Annotated in this window: 22 protein-coding genes; 10 read left to right on the top strand and 12 right to left on the bottom strand. The window is 71.3% G+C overall.

Going from position 1 to position 18,424, the window contains the following annotated elements:
• The first annotated feature begins 23 nt into the window (after positions 1 to 23).
• Positions 24 to 695, top strand: a complete 672-nt coding sequence (locus ABZS69_RS38590; RefSeq protein WP_355380891.1) for a pentapeptide repeat-containing protein — start codon at positions 24 to 26, stop codon at positions 693 to 695.
• A 10-nt stretch (positions 696 to 705) separates the two neighbouring features.
• On the opposite strand, the gene ABZS69_RS38585 is transcribed toward ABZS69_RS38590, so the two are convergent.
• From ABZS69_RS38585 to ABZS69_RS38570, 4 genes are read right to left on the bottom strand one after another with little or no spacing between them, the layout of a single operon-like run.
• Entirely contained in the window at positions 706 to 1,737 is a 1,032-nt protein-coding gene (locus ABZS69_RS38585) for a nitronate monooxygenase (protein ID WP_355380888.1), read from the bottom strand.
• Positions 1,734 to 2,453: a CoA-transferase gene (locus tag ABZS69_RS38580; RefSeq protein ID WP_355380886.1), complete on the bottom strand. Its 720-nt coding sequence runs from the start codon at positions 2,451 to 2,453 to the stop codon at positions 1,734 to 1,736. Before ABZS69_RS38580 ends, ABZS69_RS38585 begins: the two co-directional genes overlap by 4 nt.
• Positions 2,437 to 3,207 carry a CoA-transferase gene (locus ABZS69_RS38575; RefSeq protein WP_355381096.1) on the bottom strand — a complete coding sequence of 257 codons (771 nt, stop codon included), beginning with the start codon at positions 3,205 to 3,207 and terminating at the stop codon, positions 2,437 to 2,439. Before ABZS69_RS38575 ends, ABZS69_RS38580 begins: the two co-directional genes overlap by 17 nt.
• An 8-nt stretch (positions 3,208 to 3,215) precedes the next feature.
• The gene (locus ABZS69_RS38570) at positions 3,216 to 3,944 is read right to left on the bottom strand and encodes an enoyl-CoA hydratase family protein (RefSeq protein WP_355380884.1); all 729 of its coding nucleotides are present in this window, start codon (positions 3,942 to 3,944) and stop codon (positions 3,216 to 3,218) included.
• 46 nt (positions 3,945 to 3,990) lie between these two features.
• On the opposite strand from ABZS69_RS38570, the gene ABZS69_RS38565 reads away from it, so the two are divergent.
• A complete protein-coding gene (locus ABZS69_RS38565) occupies positions 3,991 to 4,728 on the top strand; it encodes an SDR family oxidoreductase (protein ID WP_355380882.1) in 738 nt (245 codons plus the stop codon).
• 31 nt (positions 4,729 to 4,759) lie between these two features.
• Positions 4,760 to 5,662, top strand: coding sequence for an SDR family oxidoreductase (locus ABZS69_RS38560; RefSeq protein WP_355380880.1), 903 nt, complete (start codon positions 4,760 to 4,762; stop codon positions 5,660 to 5,662).
• A gap of 64 nt (positions 5,663 to 5,726) precedes the next feature.
• On the opposite strand, the gene ABZS69_RS38555 is transcribed toward ABZS69_RS38560, so the two are convergent.
• Positions 5,727 to 6,380, bottom strand: coding sequence for an NIPSNAP family protein (locus tag ABZS69_RS38555; protein ID WP_355380878.1), 654 nt, complete (start codon positions 6,378 to 6,380; stop codon positions 5,727 to 5,729).
• Between the two features lie 200 nt (positions 6,381 to 6,580).
• On the opposite strand from ABZS69_RS38555, the gene ABZS69_RS38550 reads away from it, so the two are divergent.
• Entirely contained in the window at positions 6,581 to 6,868 is a 288-nt protein-coding gene (locus ABZS69_RS38550; RefSeq protein WP_355380876.1) for a hypothetical protein, read from the top strand.
• A 44-nt stretch (positions 6,869 to 6,912) separates the two neighbouring features.
• Positions 6,913 to 7,179: a hypothetical protein gene (locus ABZS69_RS38545; RefSeq protein ID WP_355380874.1), complete on the top strand. Its 267-nt coding sequence runs from the start codon at positions 6,913 to 6,915 to the stop codon at positions 7,177 to 7,179.
• A gap of 391 nt (positions 7,180 to 7,570) precedes the next feature.
• On the opposite strand, the gene ABZS69_RS38540 is transcribed toward ABZS69_RS38545, so the two are convergent.
• From ABZS69_RS38540 to ABZS69_RS38515, 6 genes are read right to left on the bottom strand one after another with little or no spacing between them, the layout of a single operon-like run.
• Positions 7,571 to 8,866, bottom strand: coding sequence for a DUF2252 domain-containing protein (locus ABZS69_RS38540; RefSeq protein ID WP_355380872.1), 1,296 nt, complete (start codon positions 8,864 to 8,866; stop codon positions 7,571 to 7,573).
• Positions 8,867 to 8,925: 59 nt separating this feature from the next.
• Positions 8,926 to 9,936, bottom strand: coding sequence for a hypothetical protein (locus ABZS69_RS38535; RefSeq protein WP_355380870.1), 1,011 nt, complete (start codon positions 9,934 to 9,936; stop codon positions 8,926 to 8,928).
• Complete coding sequence (locus tag ABZS69_RS38530) at positions 9,933 to 10,319, bottom strand: PadR family transcriptional regulator (protein ID WP_355380868.1); 387 nt, start codon at positions 10,317 to 10,319, stop codon at positions 9,933 to 9,935. Before ABZS69_RS38530 ends, ABZS69_RS38535 begins: the two co-directional genes overlap by 4 nt.
• A 32-nt stretch (positions 10,320 to 10,351) precedes the next feature.
• Complete coding sequence (locus ABZS69_RS38525; protein WP_355380866.1) at positions 10,352 to 11,122, bottom strand: SDR family oxidoreductase; 771 nt, start codon at positions 11,120 to 11,122, stop codon at positions 10,352 to 10,354.
• Between the two features lie 11 nt (positions 11,123 to 11,133).
• Entirely contained in the window at positions 11,134 to 12,342 is a 1,209-nt protein-coding gene (locus ABZS69_RS38520) for an acyl-CoA dehydrogenase family protein (protein WP_355380864.1), read from the bottom strand.
• The gene (locus ABZS69_RS38515; RefSeq protein WP_355380862.1) at positions 12,329 to 12,850 is read right to left on the bottom strand and encodes a flavin reductase family protein; all 522 of its coding nucleotides are present in this window, start codon (positions 12,848 to 12,850) and stop codon (positions 12,329 to 12,331) included. The genes ABZS69_RS38520 and ABZS69_RS38515 overlap by 14 nt, the downstream gene beginning before the upstream one ends.
• A 297-nt stretch (positions 12,851 to 13,147) precedes the next feature.
• Between ABZS69_RS38515 and ABZS69_RS38510 the strand changes: the two genes are divergently transcribed.
• Together ABZS69_RS38510 and ABZS69_RS38505 are read left to right on the top strand one after the other, a co-directional pair.
• Positions 13,148 to 14,329 (top strand): acetyl-CoA acetyltransferase, encoded by a 1,182-nt coding sequence (locus ABZS69_RS38510; RefSeq protein WP_355380860.1) that lies wholly within the window; start codon positions 13,148 to 13,150, stop codon positions 14,327 to 14,329.
• On the top strand, positions 14,329 to 14,772 hold the full coding sequence (locus ABZS69_RS38505) for an OB-fold domain-containing protein (protein ID WP_355380858.1): 444 nt from the start codon (positions 14,329 to 14,331) through the stop codon (positions 14,770 to 14,772). The genes ABZS69_RS38510 and ABZS69_RS38505 overlap by 1 nt, the downstream gene beginning before the upstream one ends.
• A 665-nt stretch (positions 14,773 to 15,437) precedes the next feature.
• Here the strand turns inward: ABZS69_RS38505 and ABZS69_RS38500 are convergent.
• Positions 15,438 to 15,761: a hypothetical protein gene (locus tag ABZS69_RS38500; protein WP_355380856.1), complete on the bottom strand. Its 324-nt coding sequence runs from the start codon at positions 15,759 to 15,761 to the stop codon at positions 15,438 to 15,440.
• A 149-nt stretch (positions 15,762 to 15,910) separates the two neighbouring features.
• Between ABZS69_RS38500 and ABZS69_RS38495 the strand changes: the two genes are divergently transcribed.
• The 3 genes from ABZS69_RS38495 to ABZS69_RS38485 all read left to right on the top strand — a co-directional run bounded on the left by ABZS69_RS38495 (position 15,911) and on the right by ABZS69_RS38485 (position 18,423).
• Entirely contained in the window at positions 15,911 to 16,648 is a 738-nt protein-coding gene (locus ABZS69_RS38495; RefSeq protein ID WP_350724598.1) for a GntR family transcriptional regulator, read from the top strand.
• A 358-nt stretch (positions 16,649 to 17,006) separates the two neighbouring features.
• Entirely contained in the window at positions 17,007 to 17,453 is a 447-nt protein-coding gene (locus tag ABZS69_RS38490) for a GNAT family N-acetyltransferase (protein ID WP_355380852.1), read from the top strand.
• A 289-nt stretch (positions 17,454 to 17,742) separates the two neighbouring features.
• On the top strand, positions 17,743 to 18,423 hold the full coding sequence (locus tag ABZS69_RS38485) for a copper homeostasis protein CutC (protein WP_355380850.1): 681 nt from the start codon (positions 17,743 to 17,745) through the stop codon (positions 18,421 to 18,423).
• Position 18,424 lies beyond the last annotated feature (1 nt).

Here is an 18,424-nt window from a genome sequence, read left to right as displayed (position 1 = left end):
TGCGATCGGTAGGGTGTCATCCCGTGAACTTCGACGGCGAGGATCTTTCACGCAAAGCGCTGGGCGACCGGCTTTCCGCGGACGAGACGCATGTCTTCCGCGAGTGCGACCTGACGGAGGCCGACCTGTGGGGCGCCCCGCTGGCGGGGGCCAGGTTCGAGTCGTGCGTGCTGGACCAGACCGACTTCCGCAAGGCCGACCTCGACGGGGCCTCGTTCACGGGCGGGGGCGGGATGCGGACCCGCTTCAACGACGCCGACCTCATCGACGTGACGTTCACCGACGTGGACCTGTCCTCGGCCCAGTTCGGCGGCGCGCTCCTCACGGACGTCTCCTTCACGGGGTGCCGCATGATCGGCACCGCCCTGACGGCCTCGCGCGGCACTGGCTTCAAGATCGCCCGCTCCAACCTGACCCTGGCCAACCTCGGCGGGTGCTCCCTGCGCGGGGAGGTCATCGAGGGAGTCCGCTTCGACGACGCCGATCTGTCGGGGTGCGACTTCACGGAGGCCACGTTCAGCGACTGCCGGCTGATCGGGACGCGCCTGCTCCAGACCAAGTTCAACAAGGCCGATCTGCGCGGCGCCGACCTGGGCGAGCCGGACGACGCGAAGCTGCGGGCGTTCGCGGGCGCCGTCATCAACCAGGCCCAGGCCAACGCCATCCTGGCGGCCCGCGGCATCACCGTGCTCTGACCCCGGCGCCTCAGCGCTCCTCGCGCAGGCGGGTCAGGGCGGTCTCGGCCTCGGCCACGATGCGCTCGATCAGCTCCCGGCAGGACGGCAGGTCGTCGATCACGCCCACCACCTGGCCGGACGCCATCACCCCGAGGTCCGCCCTGCCCTCCACCATCGCGGCCCGCAGCAGCACCGGCGTGTTGGCCGCCTGCAGGACCTGGGCCCAGGTCAGGTCGCGCGCCTGCCTCATCCGGCGGCCCTCGCGCAGCATCTCGCCCCACGACAGCCCCGACAGCCGCTTGAACCTGGCCCCGTTCAGCACCGCCCTGACCAGGCGCGAGCGCTCCAGCGACGCCACGAACGGAGTCAGCAGGACCCGGTGGGGCACCCCGTCCACCCTGGTCGTGACGACCGTGTCCCCCGTCGCCAGATAGAGCTTCTTCACCTCGTCGGGCACGGGCGAATCGCTCGTCAGCAGGAACCTGGTCCCCATGGCGATCCCGCAGGCCCCGTACGCCAGCGCCGCCACCAGCCCGCGACCGTCGAAGAAGCCCCCGGCCGCGATCACCGGGATGTCCACCGCGTCCACGACCTGGGGCAGCAGCAGGGTCGTGGCGACGGAGCCGGTGTGGCCGCCGCCCTCGCCGCCCTGGACGATCACCGCGTCCACGCCCCAGCCCGCCACCTTCTCCGCGTGCCGGCGCGCCCCGACCGACGGGATCGTGACCACGCCCGCGTCCTTGAGCCGGGCGATCAGGTCCCGCTTGGGCGCCATCGCGAACGACGCCACCCGCACACCCTCCCTGATCAGCACCTCGATCCGCTCGGCGGCGTCGTCGGCGTCGGAACGGAGGTTCACGCCGAACGGCGCGTCCGTGCGCTCCTTCACCCGCCTGATCGCCGCGGTCATCTCGGCCGTCGACATCGTCGCGGCGCCGATCACGCCGAGCCCGCCGGCCTGGGAGGTGGCCGCAGCCAGCCGGGCGCCCGCGACGTACCCCATGCCGGTCTGCACGATCGGGTGGCGGCACCCGACCAGGGACGTCAGCGCGGTCCTCACGCGAGCTCCCGGTCCCGCAGGCGTCCGGGGTCGAGCCGGTCCAGGACCTCCAGCTCCTCGACGGTCGGCCCGCGCGTCTGGGGGACGTGCTCGGGAATGTCGAGCTCGAAGCCGGTTGCCGCCACCACGTCGTCCACCTGGACTCCGGGGTGCGTCGACACCAGGCGCATGGACCCGCCGGGGGTGCGGAAGTCGAGGACGGCCAGGTTCGTGACGACGCGGCGCAGGTCGAAGGCGCCCCTGTCGGTCCCGACCCCGCTGACCAGGTCCACCGCGGGCACGAACACCCGGGGGGAGTGGCGGGGGATCCAGTAGCTGGTCGGGTCGCAGCGGGTGTTCCCCGGGGCGCCCCGCACGCCCAGCAGCTGCGCCTTGGGCCGGGCCCAGTCGCCGATGCAGGAGATGTTCGTGTTGCCGTGCCGGTCGATCTGGCTCGCTCCGAGCATGACGTGGCGGCGCCCGTTCAGCACCAGCCACAGGTGCTCCCGGAACGGCAGCCACCCCTCCACCACCTCGGGCACCTCGCCCAGCGCGGGCACGTCGCCGGTGAGCAGGCAGGTGCCGTCGTGCGTGAGCAGCTCCGGCTCGAACGTCAGCCGCGCCAGCCGCGCCGCCAGCACCGTGACCGGCCCGCCGATGCCCGCCGCCACGATCTCGCCGTCGCCCCGGAACGCCTCCGCGCACGCCACCACGCACACGTCAGCCCTGTCGCTCATCGAACTCCTCCCAGGGCGTCTCCACGTAACGCCGCTGCAGCGCCTCGTCGCGCACGTAGTCGGGCTCGCACGAGGTGAAGCCCGCCCCGCCGGGCGCCTCAACCACCCCCGCCACCATCGACCGGCTGATCAGCAGCGACTGCACGGGTCCTTCCTTCAGCAGGTTCTCCACGACCTGCTCGCACGAGACGTAGCACCGCCGCGCCGCCTTGGCGTAGAGGTCGTCGAAGTACGGGTCGGGCCCCAGGTACTGGGCGTTGCCCCGCGCGTCGGCCCGGTTCAGGTGGACCAGGGCCACGTCCATGGTCAGCGCGGGCACCGCGACCAGCTCCTCCCCGTCCGCGTACGGCGACCGCACCGTCCGCAGCCCGGGGTTGACGCGCAGCACGTCCGACCCCAGCCCCGCCCGCGTAGGCAGGAACGGCAGCCGGTGCGCCCCCGCGAGCAGCCCGAACATGAACATCCCCTCGTCGTACTCCACGAACTCGATCTCCCCGGCCTGCCTGGCCCGCCGGAAATGGGGCTCCAGGGGGATGGAGTCGAGCGTGACGAACGGGGCCACGACCTTGCGCACCTTCTTCGCCGCGCACAGCATGCCCACGTCGGGGCCGCCGTACGAGACGATCGTGAGGTCGGTGGCGGGGGAGCGCAGGAGGGCGCGGACGAGGGCCATCGGCTTGCGCCGCGAGCCCCAGCCGCCGATCCCGATCGTCATCCCGCTCTCGACCGTGCCCGCGACCTCCTCGGCCGACATCAGCTTGGTCACGTGAATCGCTCCCTGTGCCGGTCTCCGGCGCCCATCAGGTTCAGCTCGAAGGTGAAGCCCTGCTCGAAGCGGTAGCTGCGCTTCACGTCCACGGGGTCGATGCCGTTCAGGGACTCCTTGGCGCGGCGGATCACGTACGGGTCCTTCGCGGCGATCTGCCCCGCCACCTCCAGCGCCGTGTCGCGCAGCTTGTCGCGCGGCGCGACCTCCAGCACCGATCCGAACGCGTGCAGCTCGGCGGCCGTCACGTTCCTGCACGTGTAGACCATGGCCCGCATCAGGTGCTGCGGCACCAGCCTGGCCAGGTGCGTGGCCGCGCCCAGCGCGCCCCGGTCCACCTCGGGCAGCCCGAAGTACGCATCCTCGCTGGCCACCACGATGTCGGCGTTCCCCGCCAGGCCGACGCCGCCGCCCAGGCAGTGGCCGTGCACGGCCGCGACCACCGGCACGGCGCACTCGTAGACCGCCGCGAACGCCGCGTAACACGCCCGGTTGACCTCGACCAGCGCCTCGTACCCCTCGGCGTCCCGCAGCTCCTTGATGTCGACCCCGGCGTTGAACCCGCGCCCCTCGGCCCGCAGCACCACCACCCTGGTCTCCGGGTCGTCCCCGGCCCGCCGGACGGTCCAGGCCAGCTCCTCCCAGCCCCGCACGGTCAACGCGTTCACCGGCGGCACGTCCACGACCACCTCGGCGATCGGCCCGGCCCGCAGCGTGATCCCCATAGGACTCCCTGGTTGCACCTAACGCTTGCTTGGTACGGTAGCACCCGTGACCGTGACTTACGACTACGCGGGCAAGGCCGTCCTGGTGACCGGCGGCACCCAGGGCATCGGCGCGGGGATCGCCCGCGCCTTCCGGGAGGCGGGCGCCGACGTGACGGTCTGCGCCCGGCGCGAGCCGGCCGTCCCTGTGCCGGGGGTCCGGTTCGCGCGGGCCGACGTGCGGGCGCCCGAGGACGTCGAGCGGCTGATGGCCGGGTTCGAGCGGCTGGACGTGGTGGTCAACAACGCCGGCGGCTCGCCGCACGCGCCGCTCGACGGCACCTCGCCGCGCCTGCACGCCCGCGTCATCGAGCTCAACCTGACGGCCCCGCTGCTGGTCTCGCAGGCCGCGTACCCGCTGCTCGCCGCCGCCGGCGGGGCGATCGTGATGATCGGCAGCGCCGGTGGCGCCCGCCCCTCGCCCGGCACCGCCGCGTACGGCGCCGCCAAGGCCGGGCTGCACCACCTGGCCCGCTGCCTGGCCGCAGAGTGGGCCCCGGAGGTACGCGTCAACACGGTCGTCGTCGGCCTGGCCGCCACCGAGAACGCCGCCTCCCACTACGGCGGGCGCGAGGACGGGATGGGGGCGGCCATCCCGGCGGGCCGGATGGCGACGCCCGCCGACGTGGCCGCCGCGTGCCTGTGGCTGGCCGCGCCCGGCTACGTCACGGGCGCGGAGGTACGGGTGGACGGCGGCGGCGAGATCCCCGCCTGGCGGCACCTGGCCTCCAGCGACATTTCCTGATATCTCTGCATGATCCTTCTGGGAGGTCTGTGTGGGAATCTGTGCTGGCCGCGTGGTGATCGTGACGGGTGCCGGACGGGGGATCGGGAGGGGGCACGCGCTGGAGTTCGCCAGGCAGGGCGCCCGCGTCGTGGTGAACGACCTCGGCACGGGCCCCGGCGGCGAGGGCGGCTCGGGAGGCCCCGCGCTGGAGGTGGTCGCGGAGATCGAGGCGCTCGGCGGGCAGGCGGTGGCCAACTGCGACGACGTGTCCGACTGGGGCGGCGCGGCCCGCCTGGTCAAGACCGCCGTCAGCGCGTACGGCCGCCTCGACGTCCTGGTGAACAACGCCGGCTTCCTCCGCGACAGGATGCTCGTCTCCATGACCGAGCAGGAGTGGGACGACGTCGTGCGCGTCCATCTCAAGGGACATTTCCTGCCGCTGCGCCACGCGGCGGCGTACTGGCGGGAGAGTGCCAAGGCGGGCGAGCGCGTCACTGGCCGGGTGATCAACACCTCGTCCGGCGCGGGCCTGCTCGGCAGCGTCGGGCAGGCCAACTACTCGGCCGCCAAGGCGGGCATCGCCGCGCTGACGCAGGTGGCCGCGGCCGAGCTGGGCAGGTACGGCGTGACGGTGAACGCCATCGCCCCCGCCGCCCGCACGCGCATGACCGAGGCGGTGTTCGCCGCGACCATGGCCAGGCCGGAGTCCGGCTTCGACCCCATGGACCCCGCGAACATCGCCCCGCTCGTCGTCTGGCTCGGCTCCGAGGGGTCGGGTCACGTGACGGGGCGGGTGTTCGAGGTGGAGGGCGGCTCGATCGCCCTGGCCACGGGCTGGCGCCACGGCGAGCGGGCCGACCGCGGCGCGCGCTGGGACCCCACGGCCGTCGGCGACGCGGTCACCGAGCTCCTGGCCGCCGCCCCGCCCCCCGAGCCCGTGTACGGGGCGTGAGCCGGGCGGGGCGTGAGCTGGGCGTGTGTCGGGCGGCGTATGAGCCGGGTGGGGGCCGGGTGGGTCAGCGCATGGCCGAGCGGGCGGTCGGGCGGAGCAGGATCCGCTCGGGGGCGGCCGTCAGGCGGTCCTTCAGCCTGGGGAGGTCCACCTCCCGCTCCTCCGCGGCCGGATCGAAGCGGGCGAACCACACGAACACGTTCTCCCCGGTCCGGATCGGGAGCCGGGGGAAGTTGTTCTCCGAGTGCTCGGTCTCCAGGCACGCGACGGGCGGCACCCCCGCCTCGGCCAGCATGGGCGCGACCTCCCGGGCGAAGAAGGCGGAGAAGCCGTCCTCGACGTGGTAGATCGTGGCGGCGTACAGGGACGGGGGCAGCTCGGTCGCGCCCGCCGGCGGCCGCTCCCAAGCGGGCGGCTCGGCCCCGACGGAGTGCAGGAGCAGCACGTCGTCGCTGTCAACCATGGTGGCGTTGGCGGCGTCCCGGTTGGCGCGCCACACGGGCCCGTCGTAGAAGGCCTCCAGCGCGTCCTTGCGGGCCGGCATGGACGGAAACGCGCGTAGCCAGGCGAACCGGTCGGGCGCGTCCTGGACGCGGAAGGTGCCGGTGACCCGCATGCCCACCGCCTCCTGGGTCTCCACGAATTCGCGCTCGAACAGCTCGATCAACGTGTCTCGCCGCCCGGGCAGCAGCGTGTACTGGCGCAGCTCAAAGATCATGCGGCGGACGTTAGGCCCGGGTCACTGACATCCTCCGTCAGCGTATTGGTCGAATAATATTCTGGTAACCCAGAGCTACCGATCGACAACTCACGGTTATATGCTCGCAGTGACCTTGATCTCCAGGGGTCAAGGGAGGTCAAAGGGGCGGCGCGCCCGTGCTCGCCGGCCCTGAACCCTACCGGTGAAGGAGCGGAAAGTTGATCAAAAGAGCGTGCGCCGCCGCAGCCGTGCTGGCCATGGCCGTCGGCGGCGCACTCATGGCTGCCCCGGCTCACGCTGACGACGACTGGTTGGGGCCGCTGAGCGGCGACACCCGGGCCGGCAACTGGAGCAGCAACAGCGACTCGTCCCAGTCCGGAAACAACTTCGGCGACGTCACCTCCGTCAACCACGGCAGGGATCGCTCGACCAACGTCAACAACGTCAACGGCATCGCTCCGACCGCCACCAACGGCGGCATCACGGTGACCTACATCTTCTACTGACCGGCTGACGTCCAAAGCCAATACGATCTGAAAGGACCACGACCATGGTGAAGAAGCTCTGCGTGACCGGTCTCGTCGCCGCCGCTGCTGCCGGGGTGACCCTGCTGGCGGCTCCCGCCTACGCGGACGTCAACGCGGGTAACTCCAGCTCCAACCGCGGCTCCTCGCAGTCGGGCAACAACTTCGGCAACGTCGTCAACAGCAACGTGAGCGGCCGTGGCGCGACCAGCGTCAACAACGTCAACGGCAACGCCGTGACCGCCACCAACCGCGGCGCCGTGGGCATCGAGGACGTCGTCGAGATCGACTAGCCGGAGGGGCGCGGGTCGGGTCCGCGAGGGCCTGACCCGCGCCACGCCGACGACGAGCGCGACCCGGTCCTGACCGCCTGGCGCGAGGCGGCATCGAGGGCCGGGTCGATGCGCTGGGACGACCCCGCCGCCGACTGGAGCGCGCGCGGGCCGATCGGCGCACATGAGCCCCGGACCAGGTCGATCTCGTGGAGAGGGCGCTCGCCGCCGTACCTCAGCCCCTTCTCCACGCACGGATCGGCCTGGCCCGGCCACCACCTCTTCGCCCGCGGACGGCCGCCGCGGCACGGTCTCGAACGCCGTCGGCCAGGCCTCCTCCGTCCCTGGCAGCAGCCCGATCGGATGTCGTACGACGTCTCCTCCCGCCCGACCGCCCGCGCGGTCGCCGGAATCAGACGCCGGGGAGCCGGCCGTTGCGGAACAGGTCGACGAACCGCTGATGGTCTTCCCGGGCCTGGGCCCCGTACCGGTGGGCAAAATCCACCAGCATCCCGATGAATCCGGCCTTGTCGTTGCCGATGACCCGCACGATCGCCTCCTCCGTCGAGAAGTCGACGAGGTCGTGACTGGACTCGTCGTCGGCCACCGCGTGCATGCGCGCCACCGCCCGTCCCAGGTCCTGCACGATCGAGCGCAGCGCGGCCGGCTCGTTCACGTCGTCCCAGTCGAGGTCCGCCGAGTACGGCGACACCTCGGCCACGAGCTGCCCCACCCCGTTGAGCGTCGTGTACCCGAGCCACGGATCGGCGTACGCCTGCAGCGCCCGCTGCGACTCCGCCGTGCGATGCCCCTGGTGCAGGAAGTACGAGGCCACCTTCTCGTCGGTGACGTAACGGGCCACCGCGGGCACGGCCGCCTGCTTCATGTAGAGGATGACGTCGTTCTCCAGCGCCTGCGAACGCCCTTCGAGCAGCAGGTTGTACGACGGCAGCCCCGCGGACCCGATGCCCACGCCCTTGCGCAGCGCCACGTCCTTGATCACGTGCTCGACCGGGCTGGCCTGCACCGGCAGCGTGTTCAGGTACTCCTCGAACGCGGCGACCACCGCCTGCCTGGTCGCCGCGTCCACCGGCTCCCGCCCCTCCATGAGCGCGAACCGCCGGTCGTAGTCGTCGATCACGGTCTCGACGTCCAGCAGCGCCACCCGCGTGCTGAGCCGGGCGGTCTGGAGCACCCGGTGCAGCACGCCGGTGGTGGTGTCCAGCGTGAGCGAGCCGATCGCGTCGTCCCCGCCGGCCGCGAGCGCGCCCAGCTCGACCAGGTACGCGCCGGCGAAGTCGGTGACGAGCACGCTGATCGAGTCGTCGGACAGCGCCTTGGCGTACCCGATGAGCGCCACGCTGGCGGCGAACCGCTTGAGGTCCCAGACGTACGGGCCCACGTAGGCCTCGTCGAAGTCGTTGACGTTGAACACGAGGACGCCGGAGGCGTTCATGTACGTGCCGAAGTTCTCCGCGTGCAGGTCGCCGTGGATCCACACCCGGCTGGTCGGTTCGTCCAGGTAGGAACGGTCCGCGTAGGACTCGGCCATGTCCGCGTAGAACAGGCAGGCACTGCCCCGGTAGAACGCGAACGGGGAAGCCGCCATTTTCCGAAATTTCCGCCTAAAAGCGGCGGGGTCTCGCTTGATCGACTCGCCGAACTCTGCCATGAGGACATCGAGCAGGAAGGAAGAGCGTGCGCCCATGCCTCGGACACTAGATCCCCTGGGACCTTGCCGACCACCCTGATCTTTCCCTGACAGGCTCAGGTCAGGGTGGCGGCACGTGCGCCGGGCAGCGACCGCAGCCCCGCCGCGGCCAGCGCGCCGGTCACCACGGTGAGCAGGAGGCACTGCGTGGCGACCACCGTCGTGACGTCGCCGATCGCCGACCCTTGGAGGTCGATCAGCAGGCCCAGCCGGCTCAGCAGCAGGAGCAGGCCGGCGATCGACAGCCCGAGCGCCACGGACGGGGCAGGCCCGCGGGCCACCGCGAACGCCGAGCCCACGACCAGCGCGGCGATCGCCGTCCCGTCGAGGTCCAGCCACATCGCCAGCCATTCCGACTCGTAGAGCCGCAGGGCCAGCCACACCTCGGCCCAGGCCAGCATCGTCAGGCCGGCGGCCGGCGGCGCCAGGGTCAGCCACCACGGCCGGCGCGGCGGGGCGACGTCGCGGTGGAAGCCCAGCAGGAGCGCGATCACGGGCGCCGCCGTGACCAGCATGCGGCCCGTCTCCATCCACGGCCCGCCCCCGACGGGGCCGGGCGCGACCAGCGTGATCGCGTCATGGGCGAGCAGGGGGATCGTGCCGAGCAGCGCCGCGACCTTGGCCGGGCGCGGCCGGGCCCGCATGATCGCCGTGAAGGCCACCACGGCGCAGAGGGCGGTCCCCAGGTCCCGGAGCGCCATCAGGAGCTCGGCGGGTTCGGGCGCGCCCGAGAACGGGGTGGTCCCCAGGCTGAGCGCATGGAGCACGTCCGCCGCGACGAGGACGCCGTACACCGCCTGGTAGGCCAGCCCCAGCAGCGCGGCGAGCCGGACGGCCTCGCCCCAGGCGAAGGCCCGCGGCCGGTCGCGCCCGGCGCCGAGCCGCAGCCGGACGGACAGTGCCGCGACGCTGGCGACCTCGCCCCAGCTCGGACGCGGGTTCACGTCGTCGGGCACGTCGCCGTACATCTCCATGAACGCGGCCACCATCTCCTCCTCGCGCTCGGCGCGGTAGAAGGCGGGCAGCAGGCGCAGGACGCTGCGATAACGCTGTTCGAGCAGACTCACGCGGCACCCCCGGCGGGTAGCTGTCGCGGATGTGACGGCGTCCGGGTGGGCGCGTCCGATGGCTCCGGGGAGCGTCTGGCGCGCAGGCGGGCGTTGGCGGCCTCGGCGTTGGCGGCCAGCCTGGCCGCCTCCTGCTCCAGCGCGTCGGCGCCCTCGTCGGTCAGCCGGTAGTAGCGCCGCAGCCGCCCCTGCTGCACCTCTTCGCGGTCCGGCTCGACCAGGCCCTCGGCCGAGAGCCGGTCGAGCACGCCGTAGAGCGTCCCGATCTTGAGCTGCACGCGCCCCTCGGACAGGCGATCGACCTCCTGGACGATCCCGTAGCCGTGGCGCGGCTCGTCCACCAGCGCGATCAGCGCCAGGAACATGGGCTCCGTTATATTCACGGCCCCACTATATCCTGGCACTCAGGATATCGTCACGGATGCTGCGAGGAGACCGAGACCACCTCTCCCGTCATGTACGAGGAGTAGTCGCTGGCCAGGAAGACGATCACGTTCGCCACCTCCCACGGCTCCGCCGACCGCCCGAACGCCTCCTTGGCCGCCAGCTCCGCCAGCAGCTCCTCGCTGGTCACCTTCGCCAGGAACGGGTGCACCGCCAGCGAGGGCGCCACCGCGTTCACCCGCACGCCGTGCTCGGCGGCCTCCAGCGCGACGCACCTGGTCAGCGCCATCACCCCGGCCTTGGCGGCCGCGTAGTGCGACTGGCCCCGCTGGGCGCGCCAGCCGACCACCGAGGCGTTGTTCACGATGACGCCGGAGCCCTGGGCGGTCATCTGCCTGAGCGCCGCCCTGGTGCAGCGCATGGTGCCGTTCAGGGTGACGTCGATGACCGCGTGCCACTGCTCGTCGGACATTTCGGCCAGCGGGGCCGTGCCGCCGAGACCGGCGTTGTTGACCACCACGTCCAGCCTGCCGTGCGCCTCCACCGCCGCGTCGAACAGCGCCAGCACCTGCGCCTCTGACGTCACGTCGCACGGCACGGCCAGCGGTTTGACGCCGGTGAGCTCGGTCAGCGCGTCGGCGGCGGCGGCCAGGCGGCGCTCGTGCCGGTCCGAGAGGACGATCGTCGCGCCCTCCTCGGCGCAGCGCCTGGCGGTCGCGTAGCCGATGCCCGCCCCTGCGGCGGCCGTCACCAGCGTCACCTTGCCGTCGAGCAGTCCGTGCGCCTTCGGATATGGGGGCATCCGTGCTCCAATCAGCGGGGGAGTCCCAGGGTGCGCTCGGCGATGATGTTCCGCTGGATCTCGCTGGATCCGGCATAGATCGTGTCGGCGCGGCTGAACAGGTAGAGCCGCTGCAAGTCGTTGAGCTCGGGCTCATCGGGCCGGTCGGGGCGGGCGGTCCGGGAGGGCTCGGCCACCAGCCCGGCCTTGCCCTGTACGGCCTGAGCCAGCTCGCCCAGCCTCCGATGCCACTCCGACCAGTAGAGCTTGGCGATCGACACCTCGGGGCCCGGGTCCGGGCGCAGCATCCTGAGCGCGTTGAGCCGCATGATCTCCAGCTCCAGCCACGACTGGACCAGCCTGTCGCGCAGCACCGGGTCGTCGATCGCGCCCGTCCTTCCGGCGGTCTCGACGACCTTGGCCAGCTCCCGCCTGAACCCGATCTGCTGCCCGAGCGTCGAGGCGCCGCGCTCGTAACCGAGCGTGGCCATCGCCACCCGCCAGCCCTCGCCCGGCGCTCCCAGGATGTTCCCCGCCGCCGTGCGCGCGCCGTCGAAGAACACCTCGTTGAACTCCGACGTCCCGGTGAGCTGCGTGATCGGCCGCACGTCGACGCCCGGCCCGTCCATGGGGACGAGCAGGTACGACAGCCCCTTGTGCCGCTGCGAGCCGGGCTCGGTACGGCACAGCACGAAGCACCAGTCGGCCACGTGCGCCAGCGACGTCCACACCTTCTGCCCGGTGACGACCCACTCGCCGCCCTCCAGGTGCGCCTTCGTCTGGACGTTGGCCAGGTCGGAGCCCGCCTCGGGCTCGGAGTAGCCCTGGCACCAGAGCTCGTCGCCGCGCTGGATCGGCGGCAGGAAGCGGTCCTTCTGCTCGTCGGTGCCGAATTCGAGGATGGTCGGGCCGATCAGCCCCTCGCCGATGTGGCCCACCCTGGCGGGGGCGTCGGCCCTGGCGTACTCCTCGTAGAAGGCGACCTGGTCCTCCAGGGAGGCGGCGCGTCCGCCGTACCGCTCGGGCCAGCCCAGGCAGGTCCATCCGGCCTTGCCGAGGTGGCGCTCCCACGCCTGCCGCAGCTCGTGGCCCTCGTGCTCGCGCCCGGGCCCGCCGAGCCCTCTGGCGGGCGCGAACTCGCCGCTCAGCGCCTCCTCCAGCCAGGCCCGAGCCTGTTCCCGCAGCCCCGGCGTGCCGGGTGGCTCTTTTCCCTCTTGGCCCGCCGGCTCAGGCAGGCTCAACGAAGCCCCCGTACCCGCCGCGGAAGAACACCAGAGGGCCGCCGTCCGCGTGCGTGTCGAGCTGGAGCACCCGGGCCACGACGATCATGTGGTCGCCCGCCGCGTGCTCGGCCTCGACCGCGCAGTCGATCCACGCCAGCGCGCCTTCGAGCACCGGGTTGCCGCCGGGGGAGCCCGTCCACTCCAGGCCCGCGAACTTGTCGCCGCCCTTGGTCGCCATCTGGGCGCACACCGCCTGCTGGTGCTCGGCCAGCACGTTCACGGTGACGACCTTGGCGCCGCGCACCTTGGGCCAGCTCGTGCTGGTGTGGGCCACGCAGAACGCCACCAGGGGCGGGTCGAGCGAGACGGAGGTGAAGGAGTTGGCCGCCAGGCCACACGGCTGGCCGCTCACCGGATCGACCGCCGTGATCGCCACCACCCCGGTCGCGAACCTGCCGAGCACCTGCCGGAACCGGCGGCTGTCGGGGTGACCGTTCGCGCTGTGAGGTGAAGGGCCGGTCGGCATGGGGGCTCCGTTGCGAATCCTGCGCTGAGGGGGCGTCGGAAGGCCGCGACAGCCGTCCGGCGCGACGAGCCGGGCAGCGTGTGTGCTCATGGGTCCGCCTCCTAGTCCACCGTCTGCGCCCTATCATACCAAGCGCTTGCTTGGACGCTAGGGCGAACGGGGAAACCATGTCAAGTTCGCATGCCACACGTGCTGCGACGGCCCGGGTCGTACGGGCCCGCTTCGTGCGGGGTGCCTCGCCCTCCGTGCGGCGGGGTGCGTTGACATGGGGGAAATTTCCTGCCTAACGTGACGGTTGTGCCCAAGCGCTTGCTTGACATCCGAAATCGCACCGCGATAGCCGGGGTCGGCTACACCCCCTTCGCGAAGGACTCGGGTGTCAGCACCCTCACGCTGGCCTGCCGCGCCGTGCTCGCCGCGCTGGAGGACGCCGGGCTGTCGGTGGACGAGGTGGACGGCCTGGCCACGCATCGCGTGGGCGACTCCGCCGCCCCCACGCTGGTGGCCCCCGCGCTGGGCATGACCGACCTCGCCTGGCACCTCGACCAGTTCGGCGGCGGCAGCGTCTCGCACGCGGTCGTCGGACAGGCGGCGCTGGCGGTGGCGGCCGGGGTGGCCGACACGGTCGTCTGCTACCGGGCCATCAACGCCCGTTCCGAGTTCCGCATGGGCGGCACCGGCCGGGGCGTGCCGGTGAGCCCGGAGGTGCAGTACCAGGCCCCGTACGGGTACGTGGCGCCGCCGCAGCAGTACGCCATGTTCGCCCGAGCCCACATGCTGAAATACGGCACTCAGGAAGAGCATTTCGGGCAGTTGGCGGTCACCCAGCGCGCCAACGCGGCCAAGAACCCACGCGCCCTGATGCGCACCCCCATCACGCTGGACGACTACCTGGCGAGCAGATGGATCGCGGAGCCGTTCCGGCTGCTGGACTGCTGCCTGGAGACGGACGGGGCCTGCGCCGTGGTCGTCACCACCGCAGAACGCGCCCGCTCGCTCCGCCGCCCCCCGGTGCTGATCTCGGCCGCGGCCTGGGGCGGCGGCACATCCCATCTCTCGGGCCACCTCTCGGGCCCGTCCGCCGACCCGACCGTGACCGCGGCCGCCGCGCTGGCCCCGCGCCTCTACGCGCAGGCCGGGCTGGGGCCGGAGGACGTCGACGTGGCCGAGCTGTACGACTGCTTCACGTACTCGGTGATCGTCCAGCTGGAGGACTACGGGTTCTGCGAGAAGGGCGAGGGCGGCCCGTACGTGGCCTCGGGCGCGACGGCGCCGGACGGCCCGCTCCCGGTCAACACCCACGGCGGCTTCCTGTCCGAGGGCTACGTCCACGGCATCAACCACATCGCCGAGGCCGTCTCCCAGCTCAGAGGCGACGCGGGGGACCGCCAGGTGGCGGGGGCCGAGGTCGCGCTGTCCACGGCCCAGCCCGGTTACATCCTCCCCGCCACCTCCGCCCTGATTCTGAGGAGGTCGTGATGGCGGCGTACCGGCCCGAACCCGATCGGGACTCCAGGGAGTGGTGGGAGCGGGTGGCGGGCGAGGAGTTCGCCGTGCAGGAGTGCGACGGGTGCGGGGCGGTGCGTTTCCCGGCGCGGGCGTTCTGTTCCGAGTGCCGCACGGAGGCGTGGCACTGGCGGGAGGTCCCGCCCGAGGGGGTGGTCGAGAGCTGGATCGTCAACCATCAGCCGTTCATGCCGGGGTTCGGGGTGCCGTACGTGGTGGTGATGGTCCGGCTGGCGGCGGTGCCGGGGTGCTTCGTGTACGGGAACTGGCGCGGCGACGGCCCTCCGGAGCGCGGCCGGCGGGTCCGGGCCGCCTACCGCCCGGTCGACGAACGGCTGACCCTGGTGGACTGGGCGCCGGTGGATGACGACGGGAATCTGGATGCTCATCCGGCCGAGCGCAAATTCTCCCGCTAGTTGACCTTGCTCCGGAAATTGGATTGGTACCGGAAAATCCCACCAGTCCCACCATCACGAAGGGGCCCCCAGGTTTGGCTCCGAGGGTTGATGATGATGGAAGTAGACGTCGACGCGGACGGCTCGGACTGGCGGCGAACGATGACTGACGGGAAGTCGGTGGCGGGTGTGACCTCGGGGTCACGAGTGTCGATCCCGCCTGCCCGCCGGCTCTCGATGAAGCCATCCAGCCGGTTGTGCCGTGCCGTCACGTCGCCTGGCCCCGCACACCGGAGAAGCGTCTCCCTGGACGGGGCCCGGCCATGGTCGGCGGGTGGGGTCGCCCGTGGTGACCGTAAAAGCTGTGAACGGCCGTCCTGGGCGACGGCGAGTGCTTCGGGGTCGGCGAGGACCTTTGGTGACGTCCGCATCCGGAGGGCGGCGGGCACCTGGGGATCGGCGGGGATCCGAAGTGCGGCGAGTGCCTGGGAGCCGGTGCTCACCGGCGCGCCGGCGGCGCGAGATCCGCCTGGAAGGGCGCGGCCCCCGCCTGAAGCGGGAAGAGGCGCGCTGCCCTGCGTTGGTCCCTTGGAGGAAAACGCGCCCTGGCGGGCGTGGGGGACCCGCCAGGACGCGCTTCCTGTCCCGTGCGCGACGGCGCCAGGACTCCGGCGAGGGATGGAGTCCTAGACCGTGAGTTCGCGCACGGAGTCGATGGGGGAGTGTGAAAGCTCCTGCTGCCGGTAACGTGCGGCGATGCGTTGAGCTGCACCAACCGGGTCATCGATGGGGTGCGTGACGGGGGCGCCACCCTCCTCATTCCAGACAAAGGATCCGTCATTGCACCACACGGTCAGCTCAGTCAACACCGATAGCTCGCGCACACCGACGCCCATGCTCTGGTAGGTGTGGGTGAACCCCTGGCGACGCAACCCGTAACGCAGTAAACGTGTTGCTTCGCAAGGGGCATGCCAGGGCAGGTACGGCGTACCCGTGCGGACCGGCAACACTGGCCTTCACCCCCTCACCGGCCTTTAGATGGATTTGTACCAACGAATGGATGATGGGCCGGTGGAGGCGGTTCGGTCAAGGGGTTGTGGCCTGCTAGAACCAGATCGTCTAAATTGTTGGAACAAAAGGGGTGAAAGTGGCAAGGTCGGTGCTGTATCAGCAGGTGGCTGCGGAGTTGCGTCGAGCCATCTACTCGGGCGTCCTCGGCCCGGGGTCACAGCTGCCGACCGAGGCGCAGCTCATGGAAGACCATGGGGTGAGCAGGAACACCGTAAGGCTGGCCCTGGGAGAGCTCGTCAATGAGGGGCTCGTTACGCGCACGCCGCGGCGCGGAACCGTGGTCAGAGACCGCAGACCGCTGCTGATCTATCCGCAGCGGGAGCTGGAGCCACAACCTTCTGGGGAACTGCGGGAAGCCTTCGCCTATGCCGTGGCGCAGGAAGGCCGCGAGCCAAGCCAGTACATCGAGGTGCTGACGGTTTCTCCCGTCGAGGAGATCGCCAGCAGGCTGGAGTTGGCTGATGGGGAATTGGCGGTGGTGAGACGTCGTCTGCGTTTCGTGGACGGCCAGCCATACAACACCAACGATTCCTACTTTCCCCGTGACATGGTTGCCGACTCTGAGATCGCCAGGCCCGGAGACATCGCGCGAGGGGCGAACCGGGTGCTGGAGGAGCTGGGCCATGCGCAGGTGCGCGTCACCGACGACATCTGGGCCCGCATGCCCAACCAGGAGGAGGCCGAGCGCCTTCAACTCGAACTCGGGACGCCAGTCATGGTGTATGTCCGAGTTGGATACGACGGGGCCGACATGCCGGTGCGTGTTGCGGTGTCGGTGCTGCCCGCCGACAAACATTTGATCAGATACGAGCTCGATGGCCGCTAGCGAGCTCTGTTGAAGGGGTGATCCCGCCGGCCGGGTGCAGCGAGAAATTAGCCGCCTCGCTGGCCTAGGGGAGTCGTGCATACTCCCCTAAATCGCCATTTATCCATATATATCGGGTCTAGGCCCCATTTTCGGCTATGCGCACCATTGCTTCATCACGCTTTGTATGTGCGCGTACACCCAATGCAACGGGAGTTTCATTATGCACACCAACACGCTGCTTCACCCGCTCGCTCTCCGCAGAGCGGAGCCAGAGGACCTTCCCGGCGTACTCACGCTGCTCGCGGACGCTTCCGAGTGGCTTTACAGGCGAGGAGTGCGGCAGTGGCCGCGCGGGGGCTTCGGCCCGGAGCGCATCGTGCCGCTCATTGAGGAGCGGGTGCTGTTCCTGCTCGACGACGAGCTCAGATACCTCGACCCCGACGAATCGGCCCCGCCGGTAGCCACCATAGCCCTCGACGACCACGCGGACCCCGAGTTCTGGACGCTCGACGACGACCCCGGGGCCGCCCTTTACGTCCACAAGCTCGCCGTGGCCCGTCCCTGGTCCGGCAGCGGCCTCGGCGACGCCCTCCTGGACTGGGCCTGCGCCTCCGCCCACGCGGCCGGGCTGCCCTGGCTGCGGCTGGACTGCGCCAAGGGGAACCGGCGGCTGCAGGAGTACTACCGCAGGCGCGGGTTCCGCCACGTCCGCACGGTGGATCTGCCCCACCGCGCGTCCGGCGCCCTCTTCGAACGCCCGTCGGCGGACCTGGGCACCACGGCCTTCCGCGACCTGACCATGGCCGAACTCATCTCCGCCTGACACCCCGCCCCACGGCCCCGGTCCCCCGGGATCGGGGCCAAGCGCGCCTTCCGACCACCCGGGTGGCGTGTGTGCCGGTTTGGGTGCGGAGACGGGCGGCTGTGTGCTTCGCTGGCGCGGGCAGAGGTCCCGCGGTGTGGTCCGGCAGCGGATACCGCTCTCGCGGGCGCTGTGAGAGCATCTGAGCGCCCGGCGGGTGCCCCTGCGGCGACGGAGAGGGGCCGCTGGCGGGGACTTTTTGGTGTGATCGGCGGCGGAACGGTGCAGAGCACCATATAACCTCTCCTCCATGACCGGATCCCTGCTCGAGGTGATCGCCCTCAACGTGCGTGACGCCGTGGCCGCTGAACAGGGTGGAGCCGACCGGCTGGAGGTCGTCGCCGACATGGCGGCCGACGGGCTGACCCCCTCCCCGGAGACGGTTGCCTCGATCGCCGCGGAGTGCCCCCTCCCTCAGATGGTGATGCTCCGCTGTGACGCCAACTTCATCGCCGACCCCGACGTGCTCGACCGCCTGAGCCGGGACGCCAAGGCGTTGGCGCAGGCCGGGGCGGCGGGGTTCGTGTTCGGGTTCCTCGACAGGGCAGGGAAGGTCGATCTGACGGCGACGGAGGCGCTCATCCACGCCGTCTCGCCGCTCCCGTGGACGTTCCACCGGGCGGTCGATCACGCCGCCGACGTCCAGGCGTCCTGGCGGGCGGTGCGGCTGCTGCCCAACCTCGCCACCGTCCTCACCGCGGGCTCGCCCAACGGGGTGGGTGAGGGGCTGCCGGTGCTGAGGGGGCGCGCCGACGCCGGTGACGGCTCGATCATCCTGGCCGGAGGCGGGCTGAAGCCGGCGTACGTGCCGGCGTTGCTCGACTACGGCATCCGCGCCTTCCACGTGGGGTCCGCCGTGCGGGGGAGCTGGTACGACCCGGTGGAGTCGCGGCTGGTACGCCAGTGGCGCTCCCTGGTCGAACGCGACTGAA

This window comes from Nonomuraea sp. NPDC005650, assembly GCF_040605375.1.
In the GTDB taxonomy this organism is placed as follows: Bacteria; Actinomycetota; Actinomycetes; order Streptosporangiales; family Streptosporangiaceae; genus Nonomuraea.
This window is presented reverse-complemented; position numbering and strand designations above follow the sequence as displayed.